The sequence below is a fragment of the Gordonia jacobaea genome, assembly GCF_965344965.1.
Lineage (GTDB): Bacteria > Actinomycetota > Actinomycetes > Mycobacteriales > Mycobacteriaceae > Gordonia > Gordonia jacobaea.
This window is the reverse complement of the sequence record NZ_CBDRLS010000005.1, coordinates 150,301-175,519: the sequence shown is the minus strand read 5'-3', so window position 1 is coordinate 175,519 and position 25,219 is coordinate 150,301. Positions and strand designations below refer to the sequence as shown.

The following is a 25,219-nucleotide window of genomic DNA, read 5'->3' as shown; positions in this document are numbered from 1 at the left end:
CCAGTGACCTCAGCGGTCATAGTCGGCGGCGGGCCCAACGGGCTCGCCGCCGCCCTGCACCTTGCTCGCAACGACGTCGACGTCACCGTGCTCGAAGCCGCCGACACCGTCGGAGGTGGCGCGCGGTCGGGAGAGCTGACGCTGCCCGGCGTCATCCACGACCACTGCTCGGCATTTCATCCGCTCGCCGTCGGTTCACCGTTCTGGCGAGACGTCGGACTCGAGCAGTACGGACTCGTGTGGCGGTGGCCCGAGATCGATTGCGCCCACCCGCTGGACTCCGGAGACGCAGGCCTGCTCTACCAGTCGATCGACGAGACGGCCGCGGCGCTCGGCGAGGATGGTCGACGCTGGCGCCTGCTCTTCGGTGATGTGGCAAGCGGATTCGACGACCTGTCCGCCGACCTGCTCCGCCCGATCATCAACATCCCTCGACATCCCCTGCGGCTGGCAGCATTCGGGCCGCGTGCGCTACTGCCCGCGTCCGCCATCGCACGCGTGTTCCGCACACCGCGGGCACGCGGGCTGTTCGGTGGTATCGCTGCGCACGCGTTCAACCGCCTCGACCGTCCGATGACCGCGTCTCTCGGCATGATGATCGCCGCGAGCGGGCATCGCTACGGATGGCCTGTGGCAGAAGGGGGTTCGGGAGCGATCATCGACGCCGCGGTATCGGCGTTGCGCTCGTACGGCGTCAAGATCGAGACCGGTGTCCGGGTCAGCGCCCGCACCGACATCCCCGACGCCGATCTCGTGCTCCTCGACCTCTCACCCGAGCAGGCTCTCGCCATCTACGGCGACGAGATGCCGTCGCGGATCGCGCGGTCGTATCGGCGGTACCGCGTCGGATCGTCGGCGTTCAAGGTCGACTATGCGATCGACGGCGACATTCCGTGGACCAACCCGGACTGCGGTCGTGCCGGAACCGTGCACCTCGGCGGCACTTTCGACGAGGTGGCCTCCACCGAAGCCAGTCGCGCCGGCGGTGTCATGGTGCCGAATCCCTTTGTGCTGCTGGGTCAGCAGTACGTTGCCGACCCCACCCGGAGCGCCGGCAATGTCAATCCCGTGTACGCCTACGCCCACGTGCCCAAGGGTTACGAAGGCGACGCCACCGACCTCGTCACGCAGCAGATCGAGCGTTTCGCACCGGGCTTCCGCGATCGGATCCTCGCCACGCGCAGCACAGGAACCCGCCAATTGCACGACTACAACGCCAATTTCGCCTCGGGCGACATCATCGGCGGAGCCAACGACGGGCTACAGATGCTGATGCGACCGCGCACAGCTGTCGACCCGTACTGGCTCGGCGTCGACGGCGTGTACCTGTGCTCACAGTCGACGCCGCCCGGCGCCGGTGTGCACGGGCTGTGCGGTGTCAACGCCGCCACGTCGGCACTGAAGAGGCTGGGTCGCAAGCGGTGAGTACCTCGATACCGGGCCTGCCCCTGCATGATTCGCAATTGCCGCCGTCCGCCACACCCGAGGTGCGGGCGGCAGTTGCGCAGGTGGGTAAGCGGTTGCGCGAGAACGAGTCCGAGATCGTTCGCTATCTCACGTCGTTGATGACGCGCGATATCGACCAGCTCGACGTCGATCCCGCCCTGGTCGAGATGCTCGAAGCCAGTGTGCACGGCAACGTCTCGACGATCCTGCATGTGCTGAGCAACGATATCCCCGTCGAGCATCTCCAACCGACGACAGCCGCGGTCGAGTACGCGCTGCGCCTTGCTCAGCGTGACGTACCGTCGAACTCATTGGTACGTGCGTACCACATGGGGCAGAACGAGATGCTGCGCATCATCTTCGGCTACGTCGACGAGCTCGATCTCTCCAAGCACGAGAGCCTCGTGGTGATGCGTCGAATCTCCGACGTCGTCTCGCAGTACATCGAGTGGATCACCCTCTACGTGTTCCAGGCCTACGAGGACGAACGTCGACGCTGGATCGGCGCCGAGGGCAACGTCCTGTCTTCGCGTATCCACGAGATCCTTCGCACGCCCGACGTCGACACCGACTCGTTCGAGCGCGAGTCCGGGTATTCCCTCGACCAGCATCACGTCGCGGTCATCATGTGGTCGGCCGACGAGGGCTCGAGAGATCTCGCCGTGCTCGACCGGGCCGCGCGGATGATGGCCACGAGGCTGTTCGCCGAGGGACCACCGCTCATCACCGCGATCGACCGCAGCACCGCCTGGATCTGGCTGCCGCTGGGGCGCAGCGACCGCGTCGTCGAGACGTCCGACGTCGCGCAGCGGGTGACCCTCCCGGCCGGTGTGCGCGTCGCGTTGGGACTCAACGCCTCCGGCATCGCCGGATTTCGACGCTCCCACGAGCAAGCACTCGCGGCATGGGGCCTCGCGACGATGCCCGGAAGCCTGGTCGCCGACGTCGTCGGTTTCGGCGACCGAGGAGTGGCCGTGGTGTCGCGGTTGGCCCGCGACCTCGAGTTCACCCGCGCATGGGTTCACGAGGTCCTGGGGTCACTGGCCGAGGACTCACCGAACGCTGCCGCACTCCGCGAGACCCTGTCGGTCTACTACGCCACCGGCGAGAGCCACCTACACACCGCCGAGAAGCTCAACCTGCACCGCAACACCGTCAAGTACCGCGTCGACAAGGCCATGCGCGACACCCGCACCACCGACCGCCTCGACCTGGCCCTGGCCCTGACCGTGTGCGAGTTCCTCGGCACCGAGGTACTAGCCCAGGACTGACCGTCGACCGGGCGCTCTATCTCGTCGACCGTGCGCTAAATCCCGTCGACTGGGCGCTGCAGACTGCCGGCTGGGCGCTGCAGACTGCCGAGTGGGCGCAAGATCCCGTCGACTGTGCGTCGAGCGTCAGCCGACGAGGTGGTGGTCGCGGCGCTGCTGGGTCCACGGATCGTCGACGCGCCGCCCCGCGACCCCGGCGCGGTCGCCGGACTTGAACGCGACCAGAATGCCGAGACACACGCCGACGACGCCCGCGACGAGCGCGGCGATGACGACCTGCTCGATTCGTGGGTAGTACACGGCGACGGTGATCGACGCCGCCACGACAGTCAGTAGGCAGACGGCAAACCCGACGACCCGGGGGATGGCCGTGGTGGATCCGCGATGCGGGTCGGGCAACAGCACGGCCGCGCCGACGATGAGCAGGGTCGAGATCGCGACATCGCTCGGGCGGTGCCAACCCGCGGCAACCAGACCGAAGTCGATGATCGCCGCCCAGGTCCCGCCAAGCGCGGCAACCCACGGACGCAGCAGCGGGGGAGCGGCCAGCGTCACCGCGACGACCAGCGCCGCGATCGCGGCAGCGTGCCCACTGGGCGCAGAGTTGTTGGTCTCCTCGATCCAGTCGTGGAAATGCGGGCGGTACGTGCCGTCACGGAGGGCACGGATGAGGACAATGGTGACCGGCGGAAACAGCAGAAGCGTGGCGGTCGTCGCGATCCGTGATCCGACGCCCCGGTGGCCGCGCTCAGACGGCAACACCGCGCCGACAACCACGAGCGAAACGACGATCGCCGCACCGATGACCCAGGTCAACGGATTCGAGACGACGCTCATCGACAGCCAGTAGGGCACCTGCGTCGCTGCCGGTAGTTCACGTCCGTATTCCAGTAGCCGCTGATCGATGACCTGTCCCGCCGATGTCCGCACCGCGAACACAAAGATGCCACCTGCTGCGGCGAAAGCCAGCAGCGCTGCCAACACAGCACTGACCACATACCCGATGGGTCGGCGGCCACGTGTCTGGTGCGCTGCGGACAGAGAACTCACCGGGTCACCGTATCGGCAGAACCTGGGAGAAATCTGGGATGCGGGCATGGCGAGTCGCGGGTGTTGATCAATTCGTGCCTGTGAATGACAGAACGGTCGCGATCGACCGCAGTTTCATATCAGTAGACAAAGTGTCACACAAGTCAACGTCGCCGTCACTCGGCCGAAACACACGGGTTGTCTCATATAAGGGAACGAAGTCCACTCACATGAATCACTCCGAATAGTCGATTAAACCGGCAAAACGGAGTGAACCGATCTTTCCCACCAGGATAGGAGAAACAATGTCGATCGACAGCACGAGCGCACTCGAATTCCGCGTCACCCCGGGTGCCTGGGAGAACCTCCCCAAGATGCCCGACGCCGAGTACCCCGGCACCGAGGGCTTCATCGGCGATGTCTACGAAAACCCGGACGGTAGCGAGATGTGCAGCGGCTACTTCGAACTGCGCCACACCGACTCGCCTCTCTACTACGAGTACGAGTACGACGAGATGAAGGTCGTCCTCGAAGGCGAGTTTCTCCTCGAGAACAAAGAGACCGGACAGAAGACTGTTGCGAAGGCAAAGGACGCCATCTTCTTCCCCAAGGGCTCCAAGATCTACTTCAGCACTCCCGACTACGCGCTCGCGTTCTACGCGGGCCACCGCGATTCGACGCTCCTGTAGATCCGATGTCGCAGCTCGCATATTCGAGCGTTCCGGCCTGGGCGCGCACGCAGGATGAGGCCGCGCCGCCGAGCACCGACCTTCCCGACACCACCGGCCGGGAGTACGTGCTCATCGGTGTGGGCGATCCTGCTGCGCAGCCCATGGCCGGCGCGCCGTCGGCCATCGACCTGGTGCGCGCATGGGCACAGGTGCTGTCTCCTGAAATCCGACGTTCCGTGCTCCTCGGTGATCAAGCTGACACCCTCGCAGGCCAGCTCCGAGAAACACTGCGCGACAGCACTGTTGGTGTCCGCGTCGTGATAGCGGGACCCACAGGCACGTGCCTGCGGTTGCGCGCCACCGCGATCGACGCTGGACTCGAGGACGACGAGATCAGCGTTGTCCCCGTCGGTTCTGGCCCAGTCGACATCTTCTGCTCGCACTGTCGCACCACAACTCGCACCATCGCGGCCATCGACGACGTGATCTCGTGCGACGGCTGTGACCGCGACCTCCTCGTCTACTACCACGTTTCACGACGCACCGGCGCCTTCCTCGGCTTCATGGTCGACGCCGAGACCGCCGAATCCCCAGGAGTCCCGCGATGACAGCACTTGCGGATGCCGACGCCGCGCCCGCGACGCCACAGACAGTGACACGCCCGACCACGCTGATGTTGACGGTGACGTCGATCATCAACAGCGCCAACGGGATACGAACGATCACGCTGGCGCACCCGGACGGCTCAGCACTGCCCGGATTTGTTCCCGGGAGTCACCTCGTCGTCGCGGCGGGGACACATTCCAACGCCTACAGCCTCGTGTCCGACGGTGCGAATCCCACCGAGTACACAATCTCGGTGCTCCGCGTCGAAGAGGGCAACGGCGGTTCGCGGTGGCTGCACGACGAACTCGCCGAGGGTGATCAACTCGAAGTCAGGCCTCCCCGAAGCGCGTTCGCGCCCGCGGCCCGCGCCGCAAAGCACCTCCTCGTCGCAGGCGGTATCGGGGTGACACCTATCGTGTCGCACCTTCGCGCGGCAGCGAGGTGGCAGCGGAACGTGCAGGTACTCTACGCATTTCGCCCCGGCTATGCCGCCCATGTCGACGATGTTTCCCGTCTTGCCGGATCGGGAGCGGAACTCTTCACAACACGCGCCGAGTTCTCGACGAGGCTCGCAGCGACACTCGAAGAACAACCGGTTGGGACGCACCTGTACGTCTGCGGTCCCGCCGGTTTCATCGATCACGTCCTCGACTCCGCTACCGCGGCGGGGTGGCCGTCGTCGCGGCTGCATTCCGAGCGCTTCGGTATCGATGCGCTGGATGCGGGAGATCCCTTCCGGGTCAGGCTCACTCGCAGCGACCGAACTCTCGACGTTCCGTCGGGGACGAGCCTTCTCGAGGCCCTCGAGGCAAACGACATCGCCGTCCCGAACCTCTGCCGACAGGGCGTGTGCGGCGAATGCCGTATCGACCTGTGCGGCGGAGACGAACCCATCCATCGCGACCTGTTCCTCACCGACGACGAAAAGAAGTCGCGCACCGCGATCATGCCCTGCGTCTCGCGCGCAGGCGACGGATGCACCCTGGAGGTACCGCTGTGACAACGGCCCCGGTCCGACGACAGATGACGACCCCAGACCTGGTCTCGGCCTTCCCATTTCCCTTTGTCGACGACATTTATCGGTACAGCACGAATGTCGAACCCGCGAACCAACAGGTGATCACACCAGCCGGCCAGTGGGGAGATTCGGTAGCCGTGATCGACTCCGAGTACCGCAGCGAACTCGCCGAACGCGCTGCGGTCCTCGACGCCGACCCGACGCGACGAGCGGTCCTACCGCACATGCGACCTGCCGCCTGGGACGCGCTCATGACCATGCTGCGTGAACTCGCACACGCTTACCCCGGCACCATGCACCTGACCTCCCTCGGAGACGACCAATGGCGTTGGTGCAACGACCTTCTCGCCGACGAACGCACCTTCCGCTACGGCGACGAGGCAAGCCTCGGCGACGACCCGCTGCATTACCTCTCGACTCAGGTACAAGAAGACATCGCCCTTCTCGACCAGCGTGATGACCAGCTCTTCGTCGATGCGGGTGTCATCACCTTCGCCGCCGACTGGAGTTTCGGGTTCGACGTCGGGATGAGCTTCCTCGAGATTCATGGCCCGGTCCCGCGGGTTCGCAAGATGGGTGTCATCACGCGTGCACACGAGTTCCTCAAGCGCCTGCAACCGCACGAACCGTACCGCCGTACCAATTGGACGATGACCATCGGCCGTCGCCTCGACGTCTCCACGGAGCGCTACCCCGAGTGGGGCCCGGATCGGGAAATGATCCAACATGTCGACGACGCCGAGTTCGGACGTCTCGTGCACCTGCGCGTCGAGGTCCAACACCTCATTCGCCTTCCCGACTCCGGCGCGATCATGTTCGTGATCCGCACCTACCTGTTGCCGCTGGAGGCATTGGCAACCGTCGAACCGTGGCGGGCTCGCGCCGCGGAGGTCTTCGCGGAGCTTCCCGACGACATGGCCGACTACAAGGGCATCATCAAGTACCGCACACGAGCGTCGGAGTGGTTACGAGCGCACGCAGTACCGCAGGCCTCCGCCGACGACAACGTCGCTTCCACATCAGAACTCGGCAGCACACAGGGCACCGCGCCCGAACCCCCTCACGGACTACCCGACTGGCCGTCGCGACCGCCAGAGGTCGACGCCGACGGATCGGAATTTCTGATCGTCGCGGCGGGCGCGGGCGACGAGACCGCGCACACCGCACGCGCCTGGGTGCGCACCGCCGAGAGCATCGGCCCGACGCGCCTGCTCGTGCTCGATTCGCTGACACACGACGACGACCGAACCACATTGGTCGACGCCCTGGCCGCAACGCACACGGGCGCAAGGATTCTCGTGACCGGTGGCCAGTACGACGTTCTCACCGCGCTTGCACTCGCACGCGAGTCAGGTGCGATCGCCGACGAACTCTCGGCGTTCGTCACCGACACCACTGATCTTCCGGTGTACTGCGCGCATTGCCGGGACACATTCCGTGGGGTCGGAGCACCGGGCGGCGTCGTCGAATGTCCGGGTTGCGCACGACGTCTGGAGATCCATGAGCACCATTCGGCTTCTCGAGGCAGCTTCCTTGCCTCGGCCGTCGACGCCAGGGACCTGGAGGCATTGTCATGACGATCACCCCGGCACCCGCACACCTACACGACGGCTATCAGACCGGAACCCGCACGATGCGAGTGGTCGAGGTCCGACCTCTCACCGACGCCATCACGCACTTCCGGTTCGTGCCTATCGACGGCACACTGACCCCGTACCAACCCGGCAGCCACCTCATTGTGCAAGCGGGTGCGACACGTAACGCCTACTCGCTCGTCGACGACGGAATGTATCCCGACTCGTACGGGATCTCCGTGTTGCGCAAGGACACCGGGGGAGGATCGCAGTGGCTGCACACCAACCTCGTCGAGGGTGAACTGATCGAAATCGAAGGTCCGCGACCGATGTTCGCGCCCGTCCTCGACCAGCATCGTGCGCTGCTCGTCGCCGGTGGCATCGGCATCACGCCGATCCTCTCACACGCACGTGCTGCAGCACGAGAGGGTCTGCCTGTGGAGGTTGTGTACTCCTACCGGCCGGGGCAGGGCGCACATCTCGACGACCTGCGGGCGCTCGCCGACCACCCCGACGTCACCCTCTACGAGGCGACCAGTGTCGAAGAGACAGTCGCAGTCCTCGCCGAACGTCTTGCTGCCCAACCACTTGGCACTCACGCCTACGCTTGCGGACCCGCACCGTTGCTCGACACCTACACGCGGCTGGCTTCCTCGGCAGGCTGGCCGGCGGCACGAGTCCATCTCGAGAGATTCACCGCACCCGAGCAAGACCCCGGCGACCCCTTCTCGGTGAGCCTGGCCGACGGCACTGCGATCGACGTGCCGCCCGGCGTCTCCCTGCTCGAACGACTCCTCGACAACGGTGTCGACGTCAGCAACATGTGCCGACAGGGGGTCTGCGGCGAATGTCGAATCCCCGTGCGCGGCGGTCAGATAACGCACCGCGACTACGTACTCTCCGACGACGAGAAGGCAACCGGCGACGCAATGCTCTGCTGCGTCTCACGCGGCGCAGGCGACTTGGTCCTCGACGTCGCCCCCACATCGCCTGGCTGACCAAGCCCCACCGCTGATCGACCGCCCTACCGCTGATCGAGCCGACCACCGCTGATCGAGCTCGTCGAGATCACCCCACCCACCGACCGAGCCCCATCCCGCTGATCGAGCCGCCCACCGCTGATCGAGCTTGTCGAGATCACCACCCCACCGCTGATCGAGTCCCCCTACCGCTGATCGAGCTTGTCGAGATCACCAGCCCAACCCGCCCAACCGATTTCGAGGTGACCGCATGACACTCACCGCAGACCAGTCGCCAGCCCACGCGCCGACCGGCGCGGCGGCCGACTTTCTCGCGCAACCCGTCGACCACCTGTCGAACATCCCGTGGCCGTTCCCCGACGAACTCGAGGAGTTCAACTACTCCGTCAACGTCGAGCCGGCCCGTACCCCGCGTCGAACACGCGGAGGGGAGTGGGGCCGCAACCTCGTCGACCTGGGTGGAGCCGAGTACGCCTCGATCATGGCCGAGCGCCGGCGAATACTCGACGCTGATCCCTCCCGCGTGCGTATCCGACCCGGCATGGAGATCGCGTGCTGGGATCTGCTGCTGTACTACCTACGCGACCTCGCGCTCGCCTACCCGCAATTCATGCACCTCGATGAACTGGGCTCCGGCCGATTCCATTGGCGCAACGACCTTCTCGGCACCGACGCCGAGTTCACCCTGGGCGACCGCGAGACGCTGCCCAACGGACCGATGGACTTCCTAGCGCGTGAGGTCCCCGACGATCTTCTGCTCGTCGTCGAACGCGACGGCCGCCTGTACTTCGACGCCGGTGTGGTGACCTTCGCCGCAGCCTGGTCAGTGTCGTTCGACGTCGGCATGGATATGTACGAAATACATTCGCCTGTACCAGGTTTGATCCGCGATGGCATCGTCGCCCGAGCCGAGCAGTTCCTGCGGAGGCTGCCCGCCGATCAGGTCTACCGACGCGTGAATTGGACCCTCTCGGCGTCGGACTCGCACAAGCTCGACGTCAGCCTCGAAGAGCTTCCCGAGTGGGGGCGCGATATCCCGGCTATGGTACGGGACAAGAACTTCGGTTCGGCCCGCTTGCGCATCGAGCTCGAGCACTTCATTCGACTCCCGATGTCGGGAGCCGTCACGTTCAACATTCGTACGTTCATGGCGTCGCTCGACGAGGTGCGACGTATCCCCGAGTGGTCGGCCCAGCTGGCCACCGTCATCGAGACCCTCGATGAGCGCATCGCCGCGTACAAGGGCTTCCTCGACTACCGCGACGACGTCGTCGCATATCTCCGCCAACCCGCCTAACCCGCTGATCGACCCACCACCGCTGATCGACCCACCCACCGCTGTTCGACCCACCACCGCTCTTCGACCCAACCCTTCGCTGATCGAGCTTGTCGAGATCACCCAACCCGAGGACCTTCCATGGAACAACTTGCCGCCCACGCGGATCTGTCGTGGATGCTTGCCGCATTCGTGTTCGTTCTGCTCATGTTTCCCGGGCTCGCCTTCTATTACGGAGGCATGCTCGGGTCGCGCAATGTGCTCAACATGATGACGATGGTGCTGATCACCCTCGGCATCACCAGCGCGCTCTACGTCGTGTACGGGTATGGACTGGTTTCGGGCCCTTCGGTCAACGGATGGGGGCTGATCGGCAATCCAGCCGACTACATCGGGCTCCTGAAATTCCAGACCGATGACGGCTCCGGGGGAACCCAAGTCCTTTATTACGCAGCGTGGTTCATCCTGTTCGCGGCGATCACCGTGGCGATCGTGGCCAGTGGTGCGGCCGGTCGTATGAAGTTCTCGGCCTGGCTGGTCTTCGTGCCCATCTGGTTGACGCTCGTCTACTTCCCGGTCGCCCACTGGGTATTCAGCGCAGACACCGACGACGCCAAGGGCGGCTTCCTGCTGAACAAGATCGGCATCCACGATTTCGCGGGCGGCACCGCGGTGCACATGAATGCGGGTGTCGCAGCTCTTGCGCTGGCATTTGTGCTCGGTGCGCGCCGCAAGCGCATGGAGCGCCCGCACAACGTGCCGATGGTTCTCCTCGGTGGCGGCATCCTGTGGTTCGGCTGGTTCGGTTTCAACGGCAGCTGCGCCTTGGGCGCGACCTTCTTGACCCAGTTCGTCATCCTCAACACGCTGCTGGCCGGTAGCGCCGGCATGATCGGCTTCGCCATCATCGAGAAGATTCGTGAAGGCCACGTGACGTCGTTGGGTGTCATCACCGGCGCGATCGTCGGCCTCGTCGGCATCACTCCGTCGGCGAATGCGGTCAATTCGATTGGTGCACTCTGCGTGGGACTGCTCGCGGCCGGCGTCGTCGCATTCCTGATGAGCATCAAGTCGCGCTTCAAGGTCGACGACAGCCTCGACGCCTTCATCGTCCACGGCATCGGCGGCATTGTCGGAACGTTCTGCATCGTGCTCTTCGCGGCGTCCGCCGCACCCGCAGGTCTGACGGGCATCCTGTTCGGCGGCGACTTCGGTCTCCTCTGGCGCGAACTCGCGGGCATCGTGATCACCTGCACGTTCTCGTTCGTGATGACCTGGCTCATCGCGAAGGCCATCGACAAGACGATTGGCCTGCGCGTCGACGCCGAGACCGAGACCCTCGGCCTGGATTCCACCATCCACGCCGAGACCGCCTACGAGATCCCCGCGGCAGGCGTCGGACACGCGCCGGGTGGTTTCTCCGGTCTTCATCCCGAGCGGGCTGCCGAGAACCTCGAGCACGAACTACCCACTGCCACAACTACCCAACCGGCGGGAGCCACGACAGCAACGTCGTCCTGAGCAATCCTCGACCGTGAGAACGCCCGTGAGTGCGGAACGACCCGCCAACTCACGGGCGTTCCGCATCCAGACCGGCCCACGCCCGCCGACCGGGCGTCATTCTCAGCCGACTGGGCGCCTCATCCCGTCCACTGGGCGCCTCATCCTGCCGACTGGGCGCCTCCTCCCGTCCACTGGGCGCCTCATAGTGCCGACTGGGCGTTCCCTACCGCCGAGCGTGCACCGGCCATCCCGATACCACGACCTCACGCGGGCTTAACGTAACCGCAATACCTCGAGCGTCTACTAGGACTAGACAAAGGTTCATACGAGTAGACATACTGGATTCACTCCCACCCGAACTCCCGGAGCAACCATGACTGACACCCAGACCCTCGCCGAGCTGTGCGAGGCCAACAACACCAAGTTCATCCTCGCCATGTTCGTCGACCTGCGTGGCAAGCCATGCGCGAAGCTCGTCCCGGTCGAGGCCGTCGACGAATTGGCCACCGACGGAGTCGGTTTCGCCGGCTACGCCGTCGGCGCGATCGGACAGGAGCCCAAAGATCCTGACCTGATGGCCATCCCCGACGTCTCGTCGTTCCTCCCGGTCCCGTTCATCAAGGAGGGGCTGGCCATCGTCCACTGCGATCCCTACGTACTGGGCAAGCCGTGGCCGTTCGCTCCTCGCAACATCCTCAAGTCCCTGATCGCGCAGACCGCCGACGCCGGCTTCGAGCCGTGGGTTGGCGCGGAGGTCGAGTACTTCCTGCTCAAGCGCGACGCCAGCGGCTCGCTGATCACCGCAGACGCGGCCGACGACTCCGACCGACCCTGCTACGACGTCCGCGGCCTCACCCGCATGTACGACCACCTCACCACCGTCTCCACGGCGATGAACCAGCTCGGCTGGAGCAACTACGCCAACGACCACGAAGACGGCAACGGCCAGTTCGAGCAGAACTTCGCCTACTCCGATGCGCTGACCACCGCCGACCGTGTGATCACGCTGCGCTACCTGCTCTCCACGTTCGCGGCCGAGCGCGGCATGGTCGCCACCTTCATGCCCAAGCCCTTCGCCGAACGCACCGGTTCCGGTCTGCACCTTCACCTTTCACTCACCTCGGCAGGAAACCCGGTGTTCCCGAACGCAGCCGACGACGATGAGCGCGGCCTGGGCCTCTCACCGCAGGCATACGGATTCGTCGGTGGCATCCTCGAGCACGCCCCAGCCCTTCAGGCTGTGATGGCGCCAACGGTCAACTCCTACAAGAGGACTGGTGCCACCGCGACCCGATCGGGCGCGTCATGGGCACCGCGAGTTCCCACCTACGGCGGCAATGACCGAACCCACTACGTACGCATCCCCGACGAGCAGCGCGTCGAACTGCGTGGCGGCGACGGCTCGGCCAACCCGTACCTGGCCATCGCGGCCGCACTCGGCGCGGGACTCGACGGCATCAAGCGCAGCCTCGACCCCGGCGCGCTCGGCACCTGCCCCAAGCACATCTCCTCATTGCCGCTCACTCTGCTGCACGCCGTCGAAGCGCTCGAAGCCGACACGGTTGTCACAGCCACGCTCGACGCCGCCATCCCCGACGAGTGGCCGGCCGACTCACAGACCGTCTCGCAGTACTTCTCGCACCTCAAGCGCGAGGAGTTCTTCGCCTGGCACTCCGCCGTCTCGCCCTGGGAAGTCGACCAGTACCTGACGGCCTTCTAGACCACCTGCTGATCGAGCCGACCACCACTGATCGAGCCCCACCCCGCTGATCGAGCCGACCACCGCTGATCGAGCTTGTCGAGATCACCCCCCCAACCAACGAAAGGTTCATGTCATGTGCGGAATCGTCGGGTTGCACCTGCGCAACCCCGATCTCTACCCCCGCCTCGGGGAACTCCTCTCCGGGATGCTGGGCGAAATGCAAGACCGCGGAGCAGATTCCGCGGGTATCGCCGTCTACGGCAACCCGGACTGGGCGCCCGCCGGACACGGCTGCGTCTGCCTCCTCGACACCGACGTCGAACCTGCAGACGCCGCAGCCCTTCTCACTTCGACGCTCGGCACACCCGTCGCCGCGCAGAAGGTCGACGAGACGCTGGTCGTGTCGGCCGATCTCGACTCCGCAACCCTCCTCGACGCTGCCCGCTCGGCCTTTCCGACGGCGCTCGTCGCGGGATTCGGCTCCGACCTGACCGTGCTCAAAGGTGTTGGCGCGCCCCGCGATCTTGCACAGAAGTGGGACCTGGCGGCGGCGTCGGGCTGGCAGGGCGTCGGACACACTCGTATGGCGACGGAATCGGCTGTGACCCCGTCGGGTGCACATCCCTTCGCCGTCGGCCCCGAACAGTGCCTGGTGCACAACGGTTCGTTCTCCAACCACGCGACAATCCGCCGCGAATTGCGCTCTCAGGGCGTCGAATTCGATAGCGAGAACGACACCGAGGTCGGCGCACGCTTCGTCGCTCATCAGCTCGCGCAGGGCAAGGACGTCGAAACGGCGCTGAAGGAGGTGTGTGCAACCTTCGACGGCTTCTACACACTCCTCGTCTCCAACCGCGACTCCTTCGCGGTGGTCCGCGACGCGATCGCCTGCAAGCCCGCAGTCATCGCCGAGACACCCGACTGGGTCGCGATGGCAAGCGAATATCGCGCTCTCGCACACCTTCCCGGAGTCGACGAGGCTCGCATCTGGGAGCCCGAACCAGAGGTGGTCTACGCATGGACACGCTGACAGCAACCCCATCCACATCCCCGTCCACGGAGAATCCGATGACCGACCTGTACTTCGATCTCGACACCACACCTCTTCGCGAAGTCAATTCGACTCTGCACGGCGATATTTCGGGCGAGGTGACGATCGACAACCCGCACGGCGCCCACAGCGTTGCGGCAGGCGTGAACGCTCCGGTGAAGATCACGGTCAACGGGCACGTCGGCTACTACGCGGCGGGCATGAACCAGCAGGCCGAGATCATCATCAACGGCAACGCAGGAACCGGTGTCGCCGAGAACATGATGAGCGGAACCGTCGTCGTCAAGGGCAACGCGTCCCAGTCGGCCGGCGCGACAGCCCACGGCGGACTGCTCGTTGTCGAGGGCGACGCCGCAGCTCGCTGCGGTATCTCGATGAAGGGCGTCGACATCGTGGTCGGCGGCAACGTCGGCCACAGCAGCGCATTCATGGCGCAGGCCGGCCGCCTGGTCATCCGCGGCGACGCCGGACACGGACTCGGCGACTCGATCTACGAAACCCGCCTGTACGTGCGAGGTTCCGTCGCATCCCTGGGCGCCGACTGCGTGGCCAAGCCGATGCGCAGCGAGCATCTCGAAGAACTCGCCGGACTCCTCAAGGCCGCCGGCTTCAAGGACGACGACTTGTCCGCATACACCCGCTACGGCTCCGCCCGCGAGCTCTACCACTTCCACGCCGACAACTCGTCTTCCTACTGACGCCCGCTCACCCCGGCTGGTCGAGCTTGTCGAGACCACCGCCCAATGGCTGGTCGAGCCCGACTCTCGCTGGTCGAGCTTGTCGAGACCACCGCCCAACCGCCGGTCGAGCACCCGCCCCGCTGGTCGAGCCCCACTCTCGCTGGTCGAGCCCGTCGAGACCACTACCCACAACGGAGAATCCCATGTCCAACCTCAACAACGCGCAGCGCGGTCTGCGCGAGTCGGCGACCTTCGATCGCTCAACCATCGCCGAGATCCAACGCGCCGCGGAGACAGGCGTTTACGACATCCGCGGGTGGGGTGCCAAGCGCAAACTGCCGCACTTCGACGACCTCCTGTTCCTCGGCGCCTCCATGTCGCGCTACCCCCTGGAGGGCTATCGTGAACGCTGCGGCACCGACGTCACTCTCGGCACCCGCAACGCGAAGTACCCGCTGCACCTCGACACCCCGGTCACCATCGCGGGCATGAGCTTCGGCGCGTTGTCGGCGGGCGCCAAGGAGGCGCTCGGTCGTGGAGCGTCGGAGGTCGGGACGTCGACCACCACGGGCGACGGCGGCATGACCCCCGAAGAGCGCGGACAGTCCAAGAACCTTGTCTACCAGTACCTCCCGTCGCGCTACGGAATGAACCCCGACGACCTGCGCAAGGCCGACGCGATCGAGGTCGTCCTCGGACAGGGCGCCAAGCCGGGCGGCGGCGGAATGCTGTTGGGACAGAAGATCACCGAGCGAGTGGCCGGGATGCGCACCCTGCCTGTCGGTATCGACCAGCGAAGCGCGTCGCGTCACCCGGACTGGACCGGCCCCGACGACCTCGCGATCAAGATAAACGAACTGCGCGAGATCACCGACTGGGAGAAGCCGATCTACGTCAAGGTCGGCGCCACCCGCACCTACTACGACGTCAAGCTCGCGGTGCATTCCGGCGCCGACGTCGTGGTGGTCGACGGCATGCAGGGCGGCACTGCTGCTACCCAGGAAGTCTTCATCGAGCACGTCGGCATTCCGACACTCGCCGCGATTCCCCAAGCGGTGCAGGCACTTCAAGAGCTGGGCGTGCACCGAGAGGTTCAGCTCATCGTCTCCGGCGGCATCCGGAACGGAGCCGACGTCGCGAAGGCCATGGCTCTGGGGGCCGACGCCGTGGCAATCGGTACCGCAGCGCTCATCGCGTTGGGCGACAACGATCCTCGCTACCAGGACGAATACGCGGCACTGGGATCGGCCGCGGGCTTCTACGACGACTTCCAGGACGGCAGGGATCCGGCCGGAATCACCACCCAGGACCCGGAACTCTCCGCGCGCTTCGACCCGATCGCCGGTGGCCGACGACTCGCCAACTTCCTGCGCGTGACCACGATGGAGGCGCAGACCATCGCCCGCGCTTGCGGCAAGGCGCACCTGCATCACCTGGAACCCGAAGACCTGGTGGCGATCTCGATCGAGGCCGCAGCCATGGCGCGTGTTCCTCTCGCGGGCACCAACTGGATTCCCGGGACGGGAGCGGGTCTGTGAGTACCGAAACCGCATCCATCGTCATCATCGGCGGTGGCCTCGAGGGCGTCGCGACGGCATGGGCACTGGCGCAGCGCGGCATCACCGATGTTGTTGTGTGCGAGCGAGATACCGTCGGCGGTGGAATGACGGGCAAGTCGTCGGGCATCGTCCGCTGCCACTACGGTGTCAGTTCGCTCGCGGCCATGGCTGCCATCGGCCTCGAGGTGTTCGAAAAGGCCGAGGAGATCTTCGGCACCGACATCGGCTTCCGACAGACCGGCTACGTGGTCGGGGTCGGAGAGCCCAACGTCGAGAACCTACGGAAAAGCCTGGCAGCCCAGCGCGAGGTCGGAGTGCAGACCGAGGAGATGGATGTCTCCGAGGTGGCAAAGCTCTGGCCCGCAGCCGATCTCGAACCGTTCGCCGCGTTCGGCTGGGAAGAACGCGGTGGCTATGGCGACGCGTATCAGACTGCGCAGGCGTTTGCGGCGTCGGCGAGAGCTGCCGGTGTCCGAATCAAACAGGGCACCAGCGTTTCCGGTCTGCTGACCGACGGAGAGCGTGTCACCGGAGTCGAACTCGCCGACCACTCGACCATCTCCGCCGACACCGTCGTCGTCGCGACAGGCGTGTGGACCAAGCCCTTCCTCGACAAGTACGGCATCGATGTGCCGATCACGGTGCACCGCGAGCAGATCGTGATGATTCATCCGGGCATGGAACTCGGTGCGGTGCCGGTGTTCTCGGATCTGGTGTCGCTGCAGTACGTCCGACCCGACGTCCGCGGCGAGATCCTGTTCGGCAACTCAGATCTCGCCGAGCTCGAGGTCGCAAATCCTGACGGATACCTCAATCGCGCCGACGAGGCATTCCTCGACCTCACCGTCGACAAGGTCGGTACCCGATTCCCGGCGTTTACCGACGCGAGCATCACCAGCAGCTACGCGGGCTGCTACGACGTCACACCCGACTGGAACCCGGTGATCTCCACCGGTCCGCTCGACGGACTCGTCATCGCCGCGGGCTTCAGCGGACACGGCTTCAAGATCTCGCCTGCCGTCGGACGTCTCGTCGCCGACCTCGTCGTCGACGGTCGCAGCAACGATCCGCGCATCCCGGAGTCGGACTTCCGACTCTCCCGCTTCGACGACGGCGACCTGCTCAAGACCAAGTTCCCGTACGTCGGCGCGGGCGAGATGCGGTAGCGGATGTGTGCTCTCCACGGCGGAACACCGACGTCCGCCGGACCCCGGCGTCTACCCCGAGTGAAGTCCGTCTACCGATATGCTGGCGAGGTGACCGACGACGCTCTGATCCGTAACCAATCGGGGACCGCGCGCGAACGTCCGGTCGATCAACCGGTCGAAGAACTCGAACTCGAATCGGCGATAGCGCACAACGTCCGACGTCTCCGCAGGCAGGAAGGCCTCTCGGTCGGTGACATGGCTGCCAAGGTCGGCATCTCCAAGGCCATGCTCTCCAAGATCGAGAACGCGCAGACGTCCTGCAGCCTGAGCACCTTGGCCGCGCTGGCCACCGCGTTCGACGTCTCGGTGACCTCGCTCTTCCGTGGCGCCGACCTCGAACGGTCCGCGGTGTTCGTCAAGGCGGGGGAGGGCTCGCAGATCGTGCGCGAAGGCTCCCGCGAGGGCCACGAGTACGAGATGCTCGGCTCGCTCCGCGGCGAGCACAAGCGCCTCGAATGCCTGCTGGTGACGCTCACCGAGAAGTCGGTGACGCAGCCGCTCTTTCAACATCCGGGCACCGAGTTCATCTTCATGCTCGACGGAACGATGGACTACGCGCACTCGCGCTCGGTCTACCGGCTCAGCCCCGGCGATTCGCTGCAACTCGACGGCGAGGGCGCCCACGGGCCCGTCGAACTGGTCGAACTCCCGATCCGGTTCCTCTCGGTCATCGCGTTCCCCGACTCGGCCATCTGACCATCCGCCCGCCGGTCGAGCCACCCGCTGGTCGAGCGTCCCCCGTTGGTCGAGCTTGTCGAGACCACCCGCCCGCTGGTCGAGCTTGTCGAGACCACCCCGCCCGCTTGTCGAGACCACCGCAGGTGATTTCGACTCGGCAGCTCGCTCCGCTCGCGGCCGGCTCAATCAGCGGAAAGGCTCGCCCCACCCACCCGCCGGTCGAGCCCAACCCGCTGGTCGAGCTTGTCGAGACCACCTCAGCTCGAGTACACCCGGATCCAGTCGAGCGTCATGTACGACGGATTCGGCGTCGTGAGGTCGGGGTCGCCGGGCCAGTCCCCGCCGACCGCGAGCGTCAGCAGTAGGTACGTCGGCTTGTTGAACACCCACTTCTTGTCGGCGCTCAACTGCGACGCCCGGTAGCTGCCGACCGTCCGTCCGTCGAGCGCGACGGTGATCGCATCTCGCGACTTCGTGACCGAGTACGTGTGGAAGTCGGTCGACAGATCGGCGATCGCACCGGAGTTGCCGAGCTTCCACGTCCCGCCCGAGGTCGTCGGCCCGTGCACGTGGTTCGTGTATGACGTTGTCACCGAGGGAGTTTCGATCACGTCGATCTCGCCGCTCGCGGGCCACCCCACCGAGTAGATGTCGGTGCCCATCAGCCAGAACGCCGGCAGTAGACCCTTTCCCGCAGGCAGTTTGATCCTGGCCGACGCCGTCCCGTAGGTAAATGCGACCTTGCCGAGAGTGTTGAGGCGTGCCGACGTGATCGACGTGCCGTCGGAGCGGGCGGCGATCACCAGTCGGCCGTTGCCGTCGAGGTAGGAGTTCTGCCGCGAATTGGTGTAGGTCTGCCACTCGTTGTTACCCCAGCCGCCGCCACCGGTCTCGAAGTTCCAGTTCGACGTCGACGGCGAACTGCCGGCCGCGCCGTTGAACTCGTCAGACCACACCAACGTGGCCCCACGAGCAGGCGCGACATGCGAGAGTCCCAGGGCCGTCAACGAAGCGACAAGTGTGAGTGAAACCGGACCTGTCAGGCGGCGCAGCCGCGATGCGACGCGGCGTCGTAACGAGTGGGGGAGGGTCGGCCGGGGTGGGCGTCTGTGCATCGGGACGTTCTCCTCGTCGGTGCGATCCCCCGGTGATGACAATTCGGACACTATCGAATGATTGCCCCGTCTGCCAGCCGAACAGCCAACCTCGCAGCAATCTGTGATGCCGCGCCTATCAACGGCATTCAGCGTCCTTTCCCAGTCATCTCCCAGTCGACGTCGAGTGCCTCGCAAGTCTCGGTTGGCATTGTCGGTGATGTCAGAGAGAGCGCTCACCGACGAGCGGTCCGCCGAAGTGAAAGAGGTAGTCATGCCCATCCCGAACAACAACCAGCAGCAGCGCCAGACCCCCGCTCCGGCACAGCGTCGTCGCCGGGTGCGTCGCTTCGACTCGCGCACCCGTCGCTGGAACTGGGTGTGGGTCAACTGATCGGCACTGCCCCACCACTTTCGCGAGACCCCGCCAGGCCAGGCGGGGTCTCGCCGCGCGAAAACCTCTTGCATCGCGTCGTCGATCGGTGCCAAGCTGACACGCTTGCCCACAGAAGGAGGACACCACGCCCGCAACAACATCCACGCTCGACTCGCTCGCCACGGAGCACCCTCATGTCCGACGCGCCGTCACTGTGGTCGCACAGTTGCTCAACGATGCGCTCCCCGAAGCCCCCGCCTCCATCGACACATTCCTGAAGACACATCTGCGCGCTGACCGGAACGAACTCTTCGTCCAGGTCATGTCCATCAACCCGGCCAGTAGAATCGCAGCGGGCCTCGTCCTCGGTGACCTGATCGAAAATGATTCGCCCGCAATCGGTCCGGACGAAGACGACGCACCTCCGCGGTGGGCAGAGCGCAGTATCGGCGACGACGAGTTCTCAGTACCCGCCGACATCTCGCTGGCTTTCACCCCCGACAACCCCTTCGGCAGTGGACCGTTGGTCATTTCGTCGTTGCTCAGCGATAACAACTCGAGAGCCACCATCTCGCTGTATGCGCCGAATGAACTTCGTGACATGGTGTCTCGTGCCGTCGTCGAGCTGCGTCGTCGTATCGATGCGCGTAATCCGTTGCGCGGACGAGTGTTATCGGTATCAGTGGTCTACAACGAGATCTCGCTCGCGGCTGCTCCCGAGCCGTCGACAACCCGCGCCGACATCGCGATCCCTGACAGCGTCTGGCGCGAGGTGGATCTGAGTGTCTCCGCGGTCACTTCTCGTCACGAGATCCTCACCGCGGCAGGAATGTCGACGAGTCGCGGTGTGCTGCTCGCCGGGCGTCCCGGTGTCGGCAAGACGGCGATCGCTCGGACGATCGCCGGTGAACTGCTCGGTGACTTCACCGTCGTCATCGTCGAATCCGCCGCAGTCATGGCCAAGCTCGGGTCCGTCTACGCCATGGCCGATGTCCTCGGGCCGCTCGTCGTGATCCTCGACGACGTCGACCTCTACGTCCGACGACGCGGCGACGGCGACGACTCCGCACTCGGTGCGTTGTTGGCGGCGCTGGATGGAGCGACGGCCCATGACCGCGTTCTGACGATCGCGACGACGAACGATCCGCGCGCCCTCGACGGCGCCGCCACGCGCGCAGCCCGTTTCGACACGGTGATCGAGCTCGACCCTCCCGATGACGCTGCGGCAGCGGCGATTCTGGCGGGTGTCCTCGCGAGAATCGGTGCCCTCGACGTCGACGTCGCACGGGTCGTCGCAGCACTGCCTCGTGATCGCAGTGGTGCTGACGTGAGCGAGATCGTCCGTCGCGCAATCCTCGTCGACGGAGCCGAAATCACGACAGCGACGCTCCTGTCGGTGATCGGTTCGCGCGCGCACGAGGCCGCACTGCCGACGGGCACGTACCTGTAGCGAGCGCTACTCGGCTACCGCTAACCGTCGACCGTCAATTGGCTCTGGCGGGTCGAGTCCTCAACCGTCGGGAGGTGCGTCGACACGCATCGCAGCGCCAGCACGATCGTTCCCGTCACCGATACATGTGGGGGCAACTCGGCGTTGAGGGTGCGTCGATGCCCCGAAGCGTCGACCACCGTGATGTCGGCGAGGTGTGCGCCTGCGAGTTCGTTGCCGGGGAATGCGACGTCGACGATCGCGGTGGTGAGTGGGAGCGCGGCGTCGACGTGGAGGACGGCGCGCTGAGCGGTGAGTTGCGCACTGCTGATCCGAGTGACCAGCGCGGGAAACCACACCGCCTCGGGGCACAGCGCCTGACTGACCGGCTCTCCCGACTCGTCGAGGAAGAACGCGACCTTGCGCCGCAACGACTCCTCCCGCAGTGAGAGGTCATTCACGAGGAAGTCGCACCCCGCGCAGCGAATAGGCAAGCGCCACTTCGTCGAATCGAACGATCTGGCCACGGTGACCCCTTTCAGAGAGGGCAGTATGTCGAACAATGTCACCACTTCGGTCTACGCTCGACGCCTTCCCGACGACAGCATGCGAGGCGCTAAGACTTCAACAACAGCGCTAAGAGTTCGTCAATGAGCTTGGCTCCGATGCCGGACGACCGTCGGCACAGTCAGACAGGAGCGCTGCCATGAGAGCATCAGCGAGTACTCTGACCTGCATGTCACGTGCCCCGGTCAAGCGTCGGACGTCGTCACGGGCGCGGATCCTCGAGTCGGTGGCCACCATTCTCGAGTCCGGCGTGCGCTACGCGGACGTCCCGGTCGAGCGCATTCTGACAACCGCCAACGTGTCGCGGTCGACCTTCTACCAATGGTTCGACGACAAGGGCGATCTGATCGAGAACGCGGCCGAGCCCTTCTTCACCGCGTTTTGGGAGGTGTCGGACCAGTGGTGGATGCGCACCGAGCCGATGGGCCCTGACGACCTCGCCGACACCATCACCCGCATGTTCCAACTCGGGCGCGAGCACGGTCCCGTCTGGCGCGCCTTTCTCGAAACCGTCGACCTCGACGCCAGGCTGAGGACCGAGTTCGGCGGCTTCCTCGAGCTGTATACGGCGAAAATGGCCGAACGTCTGCGCCAGGATCAGGCGGACGGCCTGGCCCCTGCCGACCTCGACCCCGACCAGACCGCACGATTCATCACCGTCACCACGCGGGGCAGCCTCCTCGACCTCACGAACGCCCCGGAGAAGTGCGACGCCGAGTTCGCCGCATCCCTCGCCCGCGCGTACTGGTTGACGATGTACGGGCCGGACTCTCCGGCTGTTGGTGAGGCGCAGACTCAAGACAGTTCGAGCTAGCGCAGGTCTAGAAATAGCCGTTTGCCGGCAGCGCGGTGCCGTTGACTGCAAGATCGCCCAGGGCGATCGCCTTGTACGACGTCGGGTTGTGCAGTGTGATCGTCCTGATGTTGCGCCAGTGTCGGTCCAGATTTCGTGCGCGACTGGCCGACGACGCTCCGCCGACATCGAATAGCGCTGTGGCAGTTGGTAATGCGACGGAGTCGACGTGAACCTTCACGCGCGCGGCGGCGACGGATGCCCGCTCGAAGAGTGAGGCGTCGATCACGCCTTGCCGTGCGCATTCGAACGCCGACTCGACCTCGCGCGCCGCGGCGAGAACGGCAGCGCGTGCGACGTGTGCAGTGGCGTCGATCTCGCCGATTGTCTTGAGTAGCACGGGATCGTGACGTGGTTCATCGGCGGGTGCGTGGTCGAAGGTGCGTGTGCGACCACGGACAAGCTCGATCGCATCGTCGTTCACCGACAACAGGATTCCGGTGATGAGCGCCTGCAGGAAGAGCTGAAGCAGGGGAGCGTCATTGGCGATTCGCGACGCACCCGGTGCGCTGAGGTCGACGATCCCGAGGATGTCGTCGGCGGTGACCACCACATCGGTGAACTGCGTCGAACCGGTCCCGGTGCGGTGCTGGCCGATTCCGTCCCAGTCGTCGATGACCGATACACCTGCCCGGTCGACAGGGACGATGAGGCGTGCGAGTCGTTCTCCGCCCTGTGCGTCGTCGACCGTCGCCTGCACGGCGATGAAGTCGGCGAAAGCCGTTCCGGTGGAATAGAACTTCTCGCCGGAGAGAAGCCAGCCGGAGTCGGTGGGGCGAATGGTCGTGGCGAATCTGCGAGCGCCGGCCGTGCCGGCCCGTTCGCTTGTGGCGTTGCCGAAGATGGCACCGTCGGCGATCAGGGCACTCCATCGGTCACGGACCGGCCCGTCGGGAAGACGTTTCACCTGTTCGACAAACCAGTAGTGCGCGCGCAGGATGTGCGCAGCGATCGGGTCGGCCCGCGCGAGGTCGATAATGAACTCGACGAGTTCGACGACGTCGGCTCCGCCACCTCCGTGCTCGGAGTCGAGTGTGAGGGCGGTGAGTCCTGCATCGCGCAGTAGCTCGATCTGTGCACGCGGATCCTGGCCCGCCCGTTCACGTTCGGCCGACCCTGCTGCGATCTCGGCGAGCACCGCGGCGCGGTCGGCGACGACTCTCGTTGCTGCAGTCATGCCGACACCTCTTCGCGAGCAGTGGCGAAAGCACCGCGATAGCCCGCGGCTGGGTGCGAATCAGGTAGCCGGTCCCGACCGGTCAACTTCGCGCGCACGGTGCCCGGTGCGTAATCACGTTGTGCCAGGCCACGATCCCGCAGAACGGGCAGGACGTGCTCCGCGAACTCGACATAGCTCCCCGGGATGGTCGCGTTGATGACGTTCACGCCTCCGACGCCTGCGTCCCGCCACAACTCGAGACGATCGGCGATCCGTTCTGGCGTTCCCACGACTCTTCCCGAGCGGCTGCGCAATTCGGCGAGGTCGCGGACCGTCGGCTCCCGATCAGGTACCGCCTCGCGCAGCCACAGCAGCGTGCTCTGCGTGCCCTGGGTCTCGATGTCCCCGATAGGTGTATCCAGATCGTAGTGGCCGAGATCGATGCCGAGTCCGCCCGCGGAGTGCGCGATGATCGTGCTGGGGTCGATGAGGTCGTCGAGTTCGCGAGCCTTGCGCGCTGCCTCCTCCTCGGTGGAGCCGATGACAAACGACAGTCCCTGGAAGAACGTGAGATCCTGCGGATCACGTCCGGCTTCAGCGACCAGCCGTCGAGTGTCGTCGACAAGTCCCTTCGCCGCAGCGGGATTCGGCGAGACGATGAACTGCGCCTCCGCATTGCGGGCGGCGAAGCGTCGGCCCGCGGGCGACGAACCAGCTTGAAAGAGAACAGGTGTGCGCTGCGGAGACGGCGCGACGAGATGGGGTCCCTCGACTCGGTACCGCTCGCCGACGTGATGGATCTTGTGCACCTTGTCGAAGTCGGCATGCAGACCGGATTCCTTGTCCTGGACGAGCGCATCGTCGTCCCACGAGCCCTCCCACAGCTTGTAGACGACGTCGGCGTACTCCTGCGCCCAGGCGTAACGGTCGTCGTGGCGCGTGATGCCGTCGTAACCGAAGTTGCGCCACGCGTTGCTCGACAAGCTGGTGACGATGTTCCACGCGATCCGGCCGCGCGATGCGTGGTCGAGTGTCGAGATCTTGCGCGCGAAGTCGAACGGATGCTCCTGAAGGATCGAACTCGTCACGGCGATACCGAGATTCTCGGTGTGCGAGGCCAATGCCGATGCGAGCACCAGCGGATCGTTGCTCGGAATCTGCAGTCCCGAGTCGACGAACTTCTTCCAATCACCCTGGTAGTCGTCGTAGAGGCCGACGACATCGGCGAAGAAGATGAAGTCGAACTTGGCCTGCTCCAACGTCTTTGCGAGCGAAATCCAGTGATCGAGGTCGTTGAAGTTCGTCTGCTGTGCCTCCGGTGCGCGCCAGGCGCCGTGCAGGATGTGCGACGTCGTGTTCATCACGAACGCGGCGAATCTCAGTGGTTGGGGTTGGGCCATGCGCGTGACGTTACGACCGCGCCCGACGCGATGACTACTTGGAATCAGGGTGATGACAAGAAGTGACCGACCGTGTCGGATTTCCTACG

General features: G+C 65.3%; 22 protein-coding genes. 17 read left to right on the top strand and 5 right to left on the bottom strand.

Annotation, left to right across the window (positions count from 1 at the left end; genetic code table 11):
- Positions 1 to 3: 3 nt before the first annotated feature.
- Positions 4 to 1,425: a phytoene desaturase family protein gene (locus tag ACRVY7_RS17680; protein WP_431818016.1), complete on the top strand. Its 1,422-nt coding sequence runs from the start codon at positions 4 to 6 to the stop codon at positions 1,423 to 1,425.
- The gene (locus ACRVY7_RS17675) at positions 1,422 to 2,717 is read left to right on the top strand and encodes a PucR family transcriptional regulator (RefSeq protein ID WP_431818015.1); all 1,296 of its coding nucleotides are present in this window, start codon (positions 1,422 to 1,424) and stop codon (positions 2,715 to 2,717) included. The genes ACRVY7_RS17680 and ACRVY7_RS17675 overlap by 4 nt, the downstream gene beginning before the upstream one ends.
- 126 nt (positions 2,718 to 2,843) lie before the next feature.
- On the opposite strand, the gene ACRVY7_RS17670 is transcribed toward ACRVY7_RS17675, so the two are convergent.
- Positions 2,844 to 3,767 (bottom strand): phosphatase PAP2 family protein, encoded by a 924-nt coding sequence (locus ACRVY7_RS17670; protein WP_431818014.1) that lies wholly within the window; start codon positions 3,765 to 3,767, stop codon positions 2,844 to 2,846.
- A gap of 284 nt (positions 3,768 to 4,051) precedes the next feature.
- Between ACRVY7_RS17670 and ACRVY7_RS17665 the strand changes: the two genes are divergently transcribed.
- From ACRVY7_RS17665 to ACRVY7_RS17605, 13 genes are all read left to right on the top strand, one after another.
- Complete coding sequence (locus tag ACRVY7_RS17665) at positions 4,052 to 4,435, top strand: cupin domain-containing protein (RefSeq protein WP_049699153.1); 384 nt, start codon at positions 4,052 to 4,054, stop codon at positions 4,433 to 4,435.
- Positions 4,436 to 4,440: 5 nt separating this feature from the next.
- Entirely contained in the window at positions 4,441 to 5,025 is a 585-nt protein-coding gene (locus ACRVY7_RS17660) for a dimethylamine monooxygenase subunit DmmA family protein (RefSeq protein ID WP_431818013.1), read from the top strand.
- Positions 5,022 to 6,023, top strand: coding sequence for a PDR/VanB family oxidoreductase (locus ACRVY7_RS17655; RefSeq protein ID WP_431818012.1), 1,002 nt, complete (start codon positions 5,022 to 5,024; stop codon positions 6,021 to 6,023). Before ACRVY7_RS17660 ends, ACRVY7_RS17655 begins: the two co-directional genes overlap by 4 nt.
- A 23-nt stretch (positions 6,024 to 6,046) precedes the next feature.
- Positions 6,047 to 7,618: a heme-dependent oxidative N-demethylase subunit alpha family protein gene (locus ACRVY7_RS17650; protein WP_431818011.1), complete on the top strand. Its 1,572-nt coding sequence runs from the start codon at positions 6,047 to 6,049 to the stop codon at positions 7,616 to 7,618.
- Positions 7,615 to 8,613, top strand: a complete 999-nt coding sequence (locus ACRVY7_RS17645; protein ID WP_431818010.1) for a PDR/VanB family oxidoreductase — start codon at positions 7,615 to 7,617, stop codon at positions 8,611 to 8,613. Before ACRVY7_RS17650 ends, ACRVY7_RS17645 begins: the two co-directional genes overlap by 4 nt.
- Before the next feature lie 232 nt (positions 8,614 to 8,845).
- Entirely contained in the window at positions 8,846 to 9,892 is a 1,047-nt protein-coding gene (locus ACRVY7_RS17640) for a heme-dependent oxidative N-demethylase family protein (protein WP_431818009.1), read from the top strand.
- Between the two features lie 120 nt (positions 9,893 to 10,012).
- A complete protein-coding gene (locus tag ACRVY7_RS17635; protein ID WP_431818008.1) occupies positions 10,013 to 11,392 on the top strand; it encodes an ammonium transporter in 1,380 nt (459 codons plus the stop codon).
- Between the two features lie 355 nt (positions 11,393 to 11,747).
- The gene (glnT, locus tag ACRVY7_RS17630; protein WP_431818007.1) at positions 11,748 to 13,094 is read left to right on the top strand and encodes a type III glutamate--ammonia ligase; all 1,347 of its coding nucleotides are present in this window, start codon (positions 11,748 to 11,750) and stop codon (positions 13,092 to 13,094) included.
- A gap of 115 nt (positions 13,095 to 13,209) precedes the next feature.
- The gene (locus ACRVY7_RS17625) at positions 13,210 to 14,106 is read left to right on the top strand and encodes a class II glutamine amidotransferase domain-containing protein (RefSeq protein ID WP_431818006.1); all 897 of its coding nucleotides are present in this window, start codon (positions 13,210 to 13,212) and stop codon (positions 14,104 to 14,106) included.
- Positions 14,094 to 14,825, top strand: a complete 732-nt coding sequence (locus tag ACRVY7_RS17620) for a GltB/FmdC/FwdC-like GXGXG domain-containing protein (protein ID WP_431818005.1) — start codon at positions 14,094 to 14,096, stop codon at positions 14,823 to 14,825. Before ACRVY7_RS17625 ends, ACRVY7_RS17620 begins: the two co-directional genes overlap by 13 nt.
- Before the next feature lie 185 nt (positions 14,826 to 15,010).
- Positions 15,011 to 16,345, top strand: coding sequence for an FMN-binding glutamate synthase family protein (locus ACRVY7_RS17615; RefSeq protein WP_049699143.1), 1,335 nt, complete (start codon positions 15,011 to 15,013; stop codon positions 16,343 to 16,345).
- Positions 16,342 to 17,532 carry an NAD(P)/FAD-dependent oxidoreductase gene (locus ACRVY7_RS17610; protein WP_431818004.1) on the top strand — a complete coding sequence of 397 codons (1,191 nt, stop codon included), beginning with the start codon at positions 16,342 to 16,344 and terminating at the stop codon, positions 17,530 to 17,532. The genes ACRVY7_RS17615 and ACRVY7_RS17610 overlap by 4 nt, the downstream gene beginning before the upstream one ends.
- 3 nt (positions 17,533 to 17,535) lie before the next feature.
- Positions 17,536 to 18,270, top strand: coding sequence for a helix-turn-helix domain-containing protein (locus tag ACRVY7_RS17605; RefSeq protein WP_416259128.1), 735 nt, complete (start codon positions 17,536 to 17,538; stop codon positions 18,268 to 18,270).
- 239 nt (positions 18,271 to 18,509) lie between these two features.
- On the opposite strand, the gene ACRVY7_RS17600 is transcribed toward ACRVY7_RS17605, so the two are convergent.
- Entirely contained in the window at positions 18,510 to 19,367 is an 858-nt protein-coding gene (locus tag ACRVY7_RS17600; protein WP_431818245.1) for a glycoside hydrolase family 16 protein, read from the bottom strand.
- 569 nt (positions 19,368 to 19,936) lie between these two features.
- Here ACRVY7_RS17600 and ACRVY7_RS17595 point away from each other — a divergent pair.
- Entirely contained in the window at positions 19,937 to 21,172 is a 1,236-nt protein-coding gene (locus ACRVY7_RS17595) for an AAA family ATPase (RefSeq protein WP_431818003.1), read from the top strand.
- 20 nt (positions 21,173 to 21,192) lie between these two features.
- Here ACRVY7_RS17595 and ACRVY7_RS17590 read toward each other — a convergent pair whose 3' ends face one another.
- Positions 21,193 to 21,723, bottom strand: a complete 531-nt coding sequence (locus ACRVY7_RS17590; protein ID WP_431818002.1) for a hypothetical protein — start codon at positions 21,721 to 21,723, stop codon at positions 21,193 to 21,195.
- Between the two features lie 164 nt (positions 21,724 to 21,887).
- Between ACRVY7_RS17590 and ACRVY7_RS17585 the strand changes: the two genes are divergently transcribed.
- Positions 21,888 to 22,532 carry a TetR/AcrR family transcriptional regulator gene (locus ACRVY7_RS17585; RefSeq protein ID WP_431818001.1) on the top strand — a complete coding sequence of 215 codons (645 nt, stop codon included), beginning with the start codon at positions 21,888 to 21,890 and terminating at the stop codon, positions 22,530 to 22,532.
- Positions 22,533 to 22,539: 7 nt separating this feature from the next.
- On the opposite strand, the gene ACRVY7_RS17580 is transcribed toward ACRVY7_RS17585, so the two are convergent.
- Together ACRVY7_RS17580 and ACRVY7_RS17575 are read right to left on the bottom strand one after the other, a co-directional pair.
- The gene (locus tag ACRVY7_RS17580; protein WP_431818000.1) at positions 22,540 to 23,748 is read right to left on the bottom strand and encodes an acyl-CoA dehydrogenase family protein; all 1,209 of its coding nucleotides are present in this window, start codon (positions 23,746 to 23,748) and stop codon (positions 22,540 to 22,542) included.
- The gene (locus tag ACRVY7_RS17575; RefSeq protein WP_431817999.1) at positions 23,745 to 25,130 is read right to left on the bottom strand and encodes an LLM class flavin-dependent oxidoreductase; all 1,386 of its coding nucleotides are present in this window, start codon (positions 25,128 to 25,130) and stop codon (positions 23,745 to 23,747) included. The genes ACRVY7_RS17580 and ACRVY7_RS17575 overlap by 4 nt, the downstream gene beginning before the upstream one ends.
- Positions 25,131 to 25,219 lie beyond the last annotated feature (89 nt).

Bases quoted from the DNA above. Each gene is read 5' to 3' on its own strand.
- ACRVY7_RS17585 (WP_431818001.1), top strand. From the start codon at position 21,888: ATGTCACGTGCCCCGGTCAAGCGTCGGACGTCGTCACGGGCGCGGATC.
- glnT (WP_431818007.1), top strand. From the start codon at position 11,748: ATGACTGACACCCAGACCCTCGCCGAGCTGTGCGAGGCCAACAACACC.
- ACRVY7_RS17660 (WP_431818013.1), top strand. From the start codon at position 4,441: ATGTCGCAGCTCGCATATTCGAGCGTTCCGGCCTGGGCGCGCACGCAG.
- ACRVY7_RS17645 (WP_431818010.1), top strand. From the start codon at position 7,615: ATGACGATCACCCCGGCACCCGCACACCTACACGACGGCTATCAGACC.
- ACRVY7_RS17665 (WP_049699153.1), top strand. From the start codon at position 4,052: ATGTCGATCGACAGCACGAGCGCACTCGAATTCCGCGTCACCCCGGGT.
- ACRVY7_RS17600 (WP_431818245.1), bottom strand. From the start codon at position 19,367: ATGCACAGACGCCCACCCCGGCCGACCCTCCCCCACTCGTTACGACGC.
- ACRVY7_RS17580 (WP_431818000.1), bottom strand. From the start codon at position 23,748: ATGACTGCAGCAACGAGAGTCGTCGCCGACCGCGCCGCGGTGCTCGCC.
- ACRVY7_RS17625 (WP_431818006.1), top strand. From the start codon at position 13,210: ATGTGCGGAATCGTCGGGTTGCACCTGCGCAACCCCGATCTCTACCCC.
- ACRVY7_RS17640 (WP_431818009.1), top strand. From the start codon at position 8,846: ATGACACTCACCGCAGACCAGTCGCCAGCCCACGCGCCGACCGGCGCG.
- ACRVY7_RS17650 (WP_431818011.1), top strand. From the start codon at position 6,047: ATGACGACCCCAGACCTGGTCTCGGCCTTCCCATTTCCCTTTGTCGAC.
- ACRVY7_RS17615 (WP_049699143.1), top strand. From the start codon at position 15,011: ATGTCCAACCTCAACAACGCGCAGCGCGGTCTGCGCGAGTCGGCGACC.
- ACRVY7_RS17575 (WP_431817999.1), bottom strand. From the start codon at position 25,130: ATGGCCCAACCCCAACCACTGAGATTCGCCGCGTTCGTGATGAACACG.
- ACRVY7_RS17635 (WP_431818008.1), top strand. From the start codon at position 10,013: ATGGAACAACTTGCCGCCCACGCGGATCTGTCGTGGATGCTTGCCGCA.
- ACRVY7_RS17605 (WP_416259128.1), top strand. From the start codon at position 17,536: ATGTGTGCTCTCCACGGCGGAACACCGACGTCCGCCGGACCCCGGCGT.
- ACRVY7_RS17655 (WP_431818012.1), top strand. From the start codon at position 5,022: ATGACAGCACTTGCGGATGCCGACGCCGCGCCCGCGACGCCACAGACA.
- ACRVY7_RS17620 (WP_431818005.1), top strand. From the start codon at position 14,094: ATGGACACGCTGACAGCAACCCCATCCACATCCCCGTCCACGGAGAAT.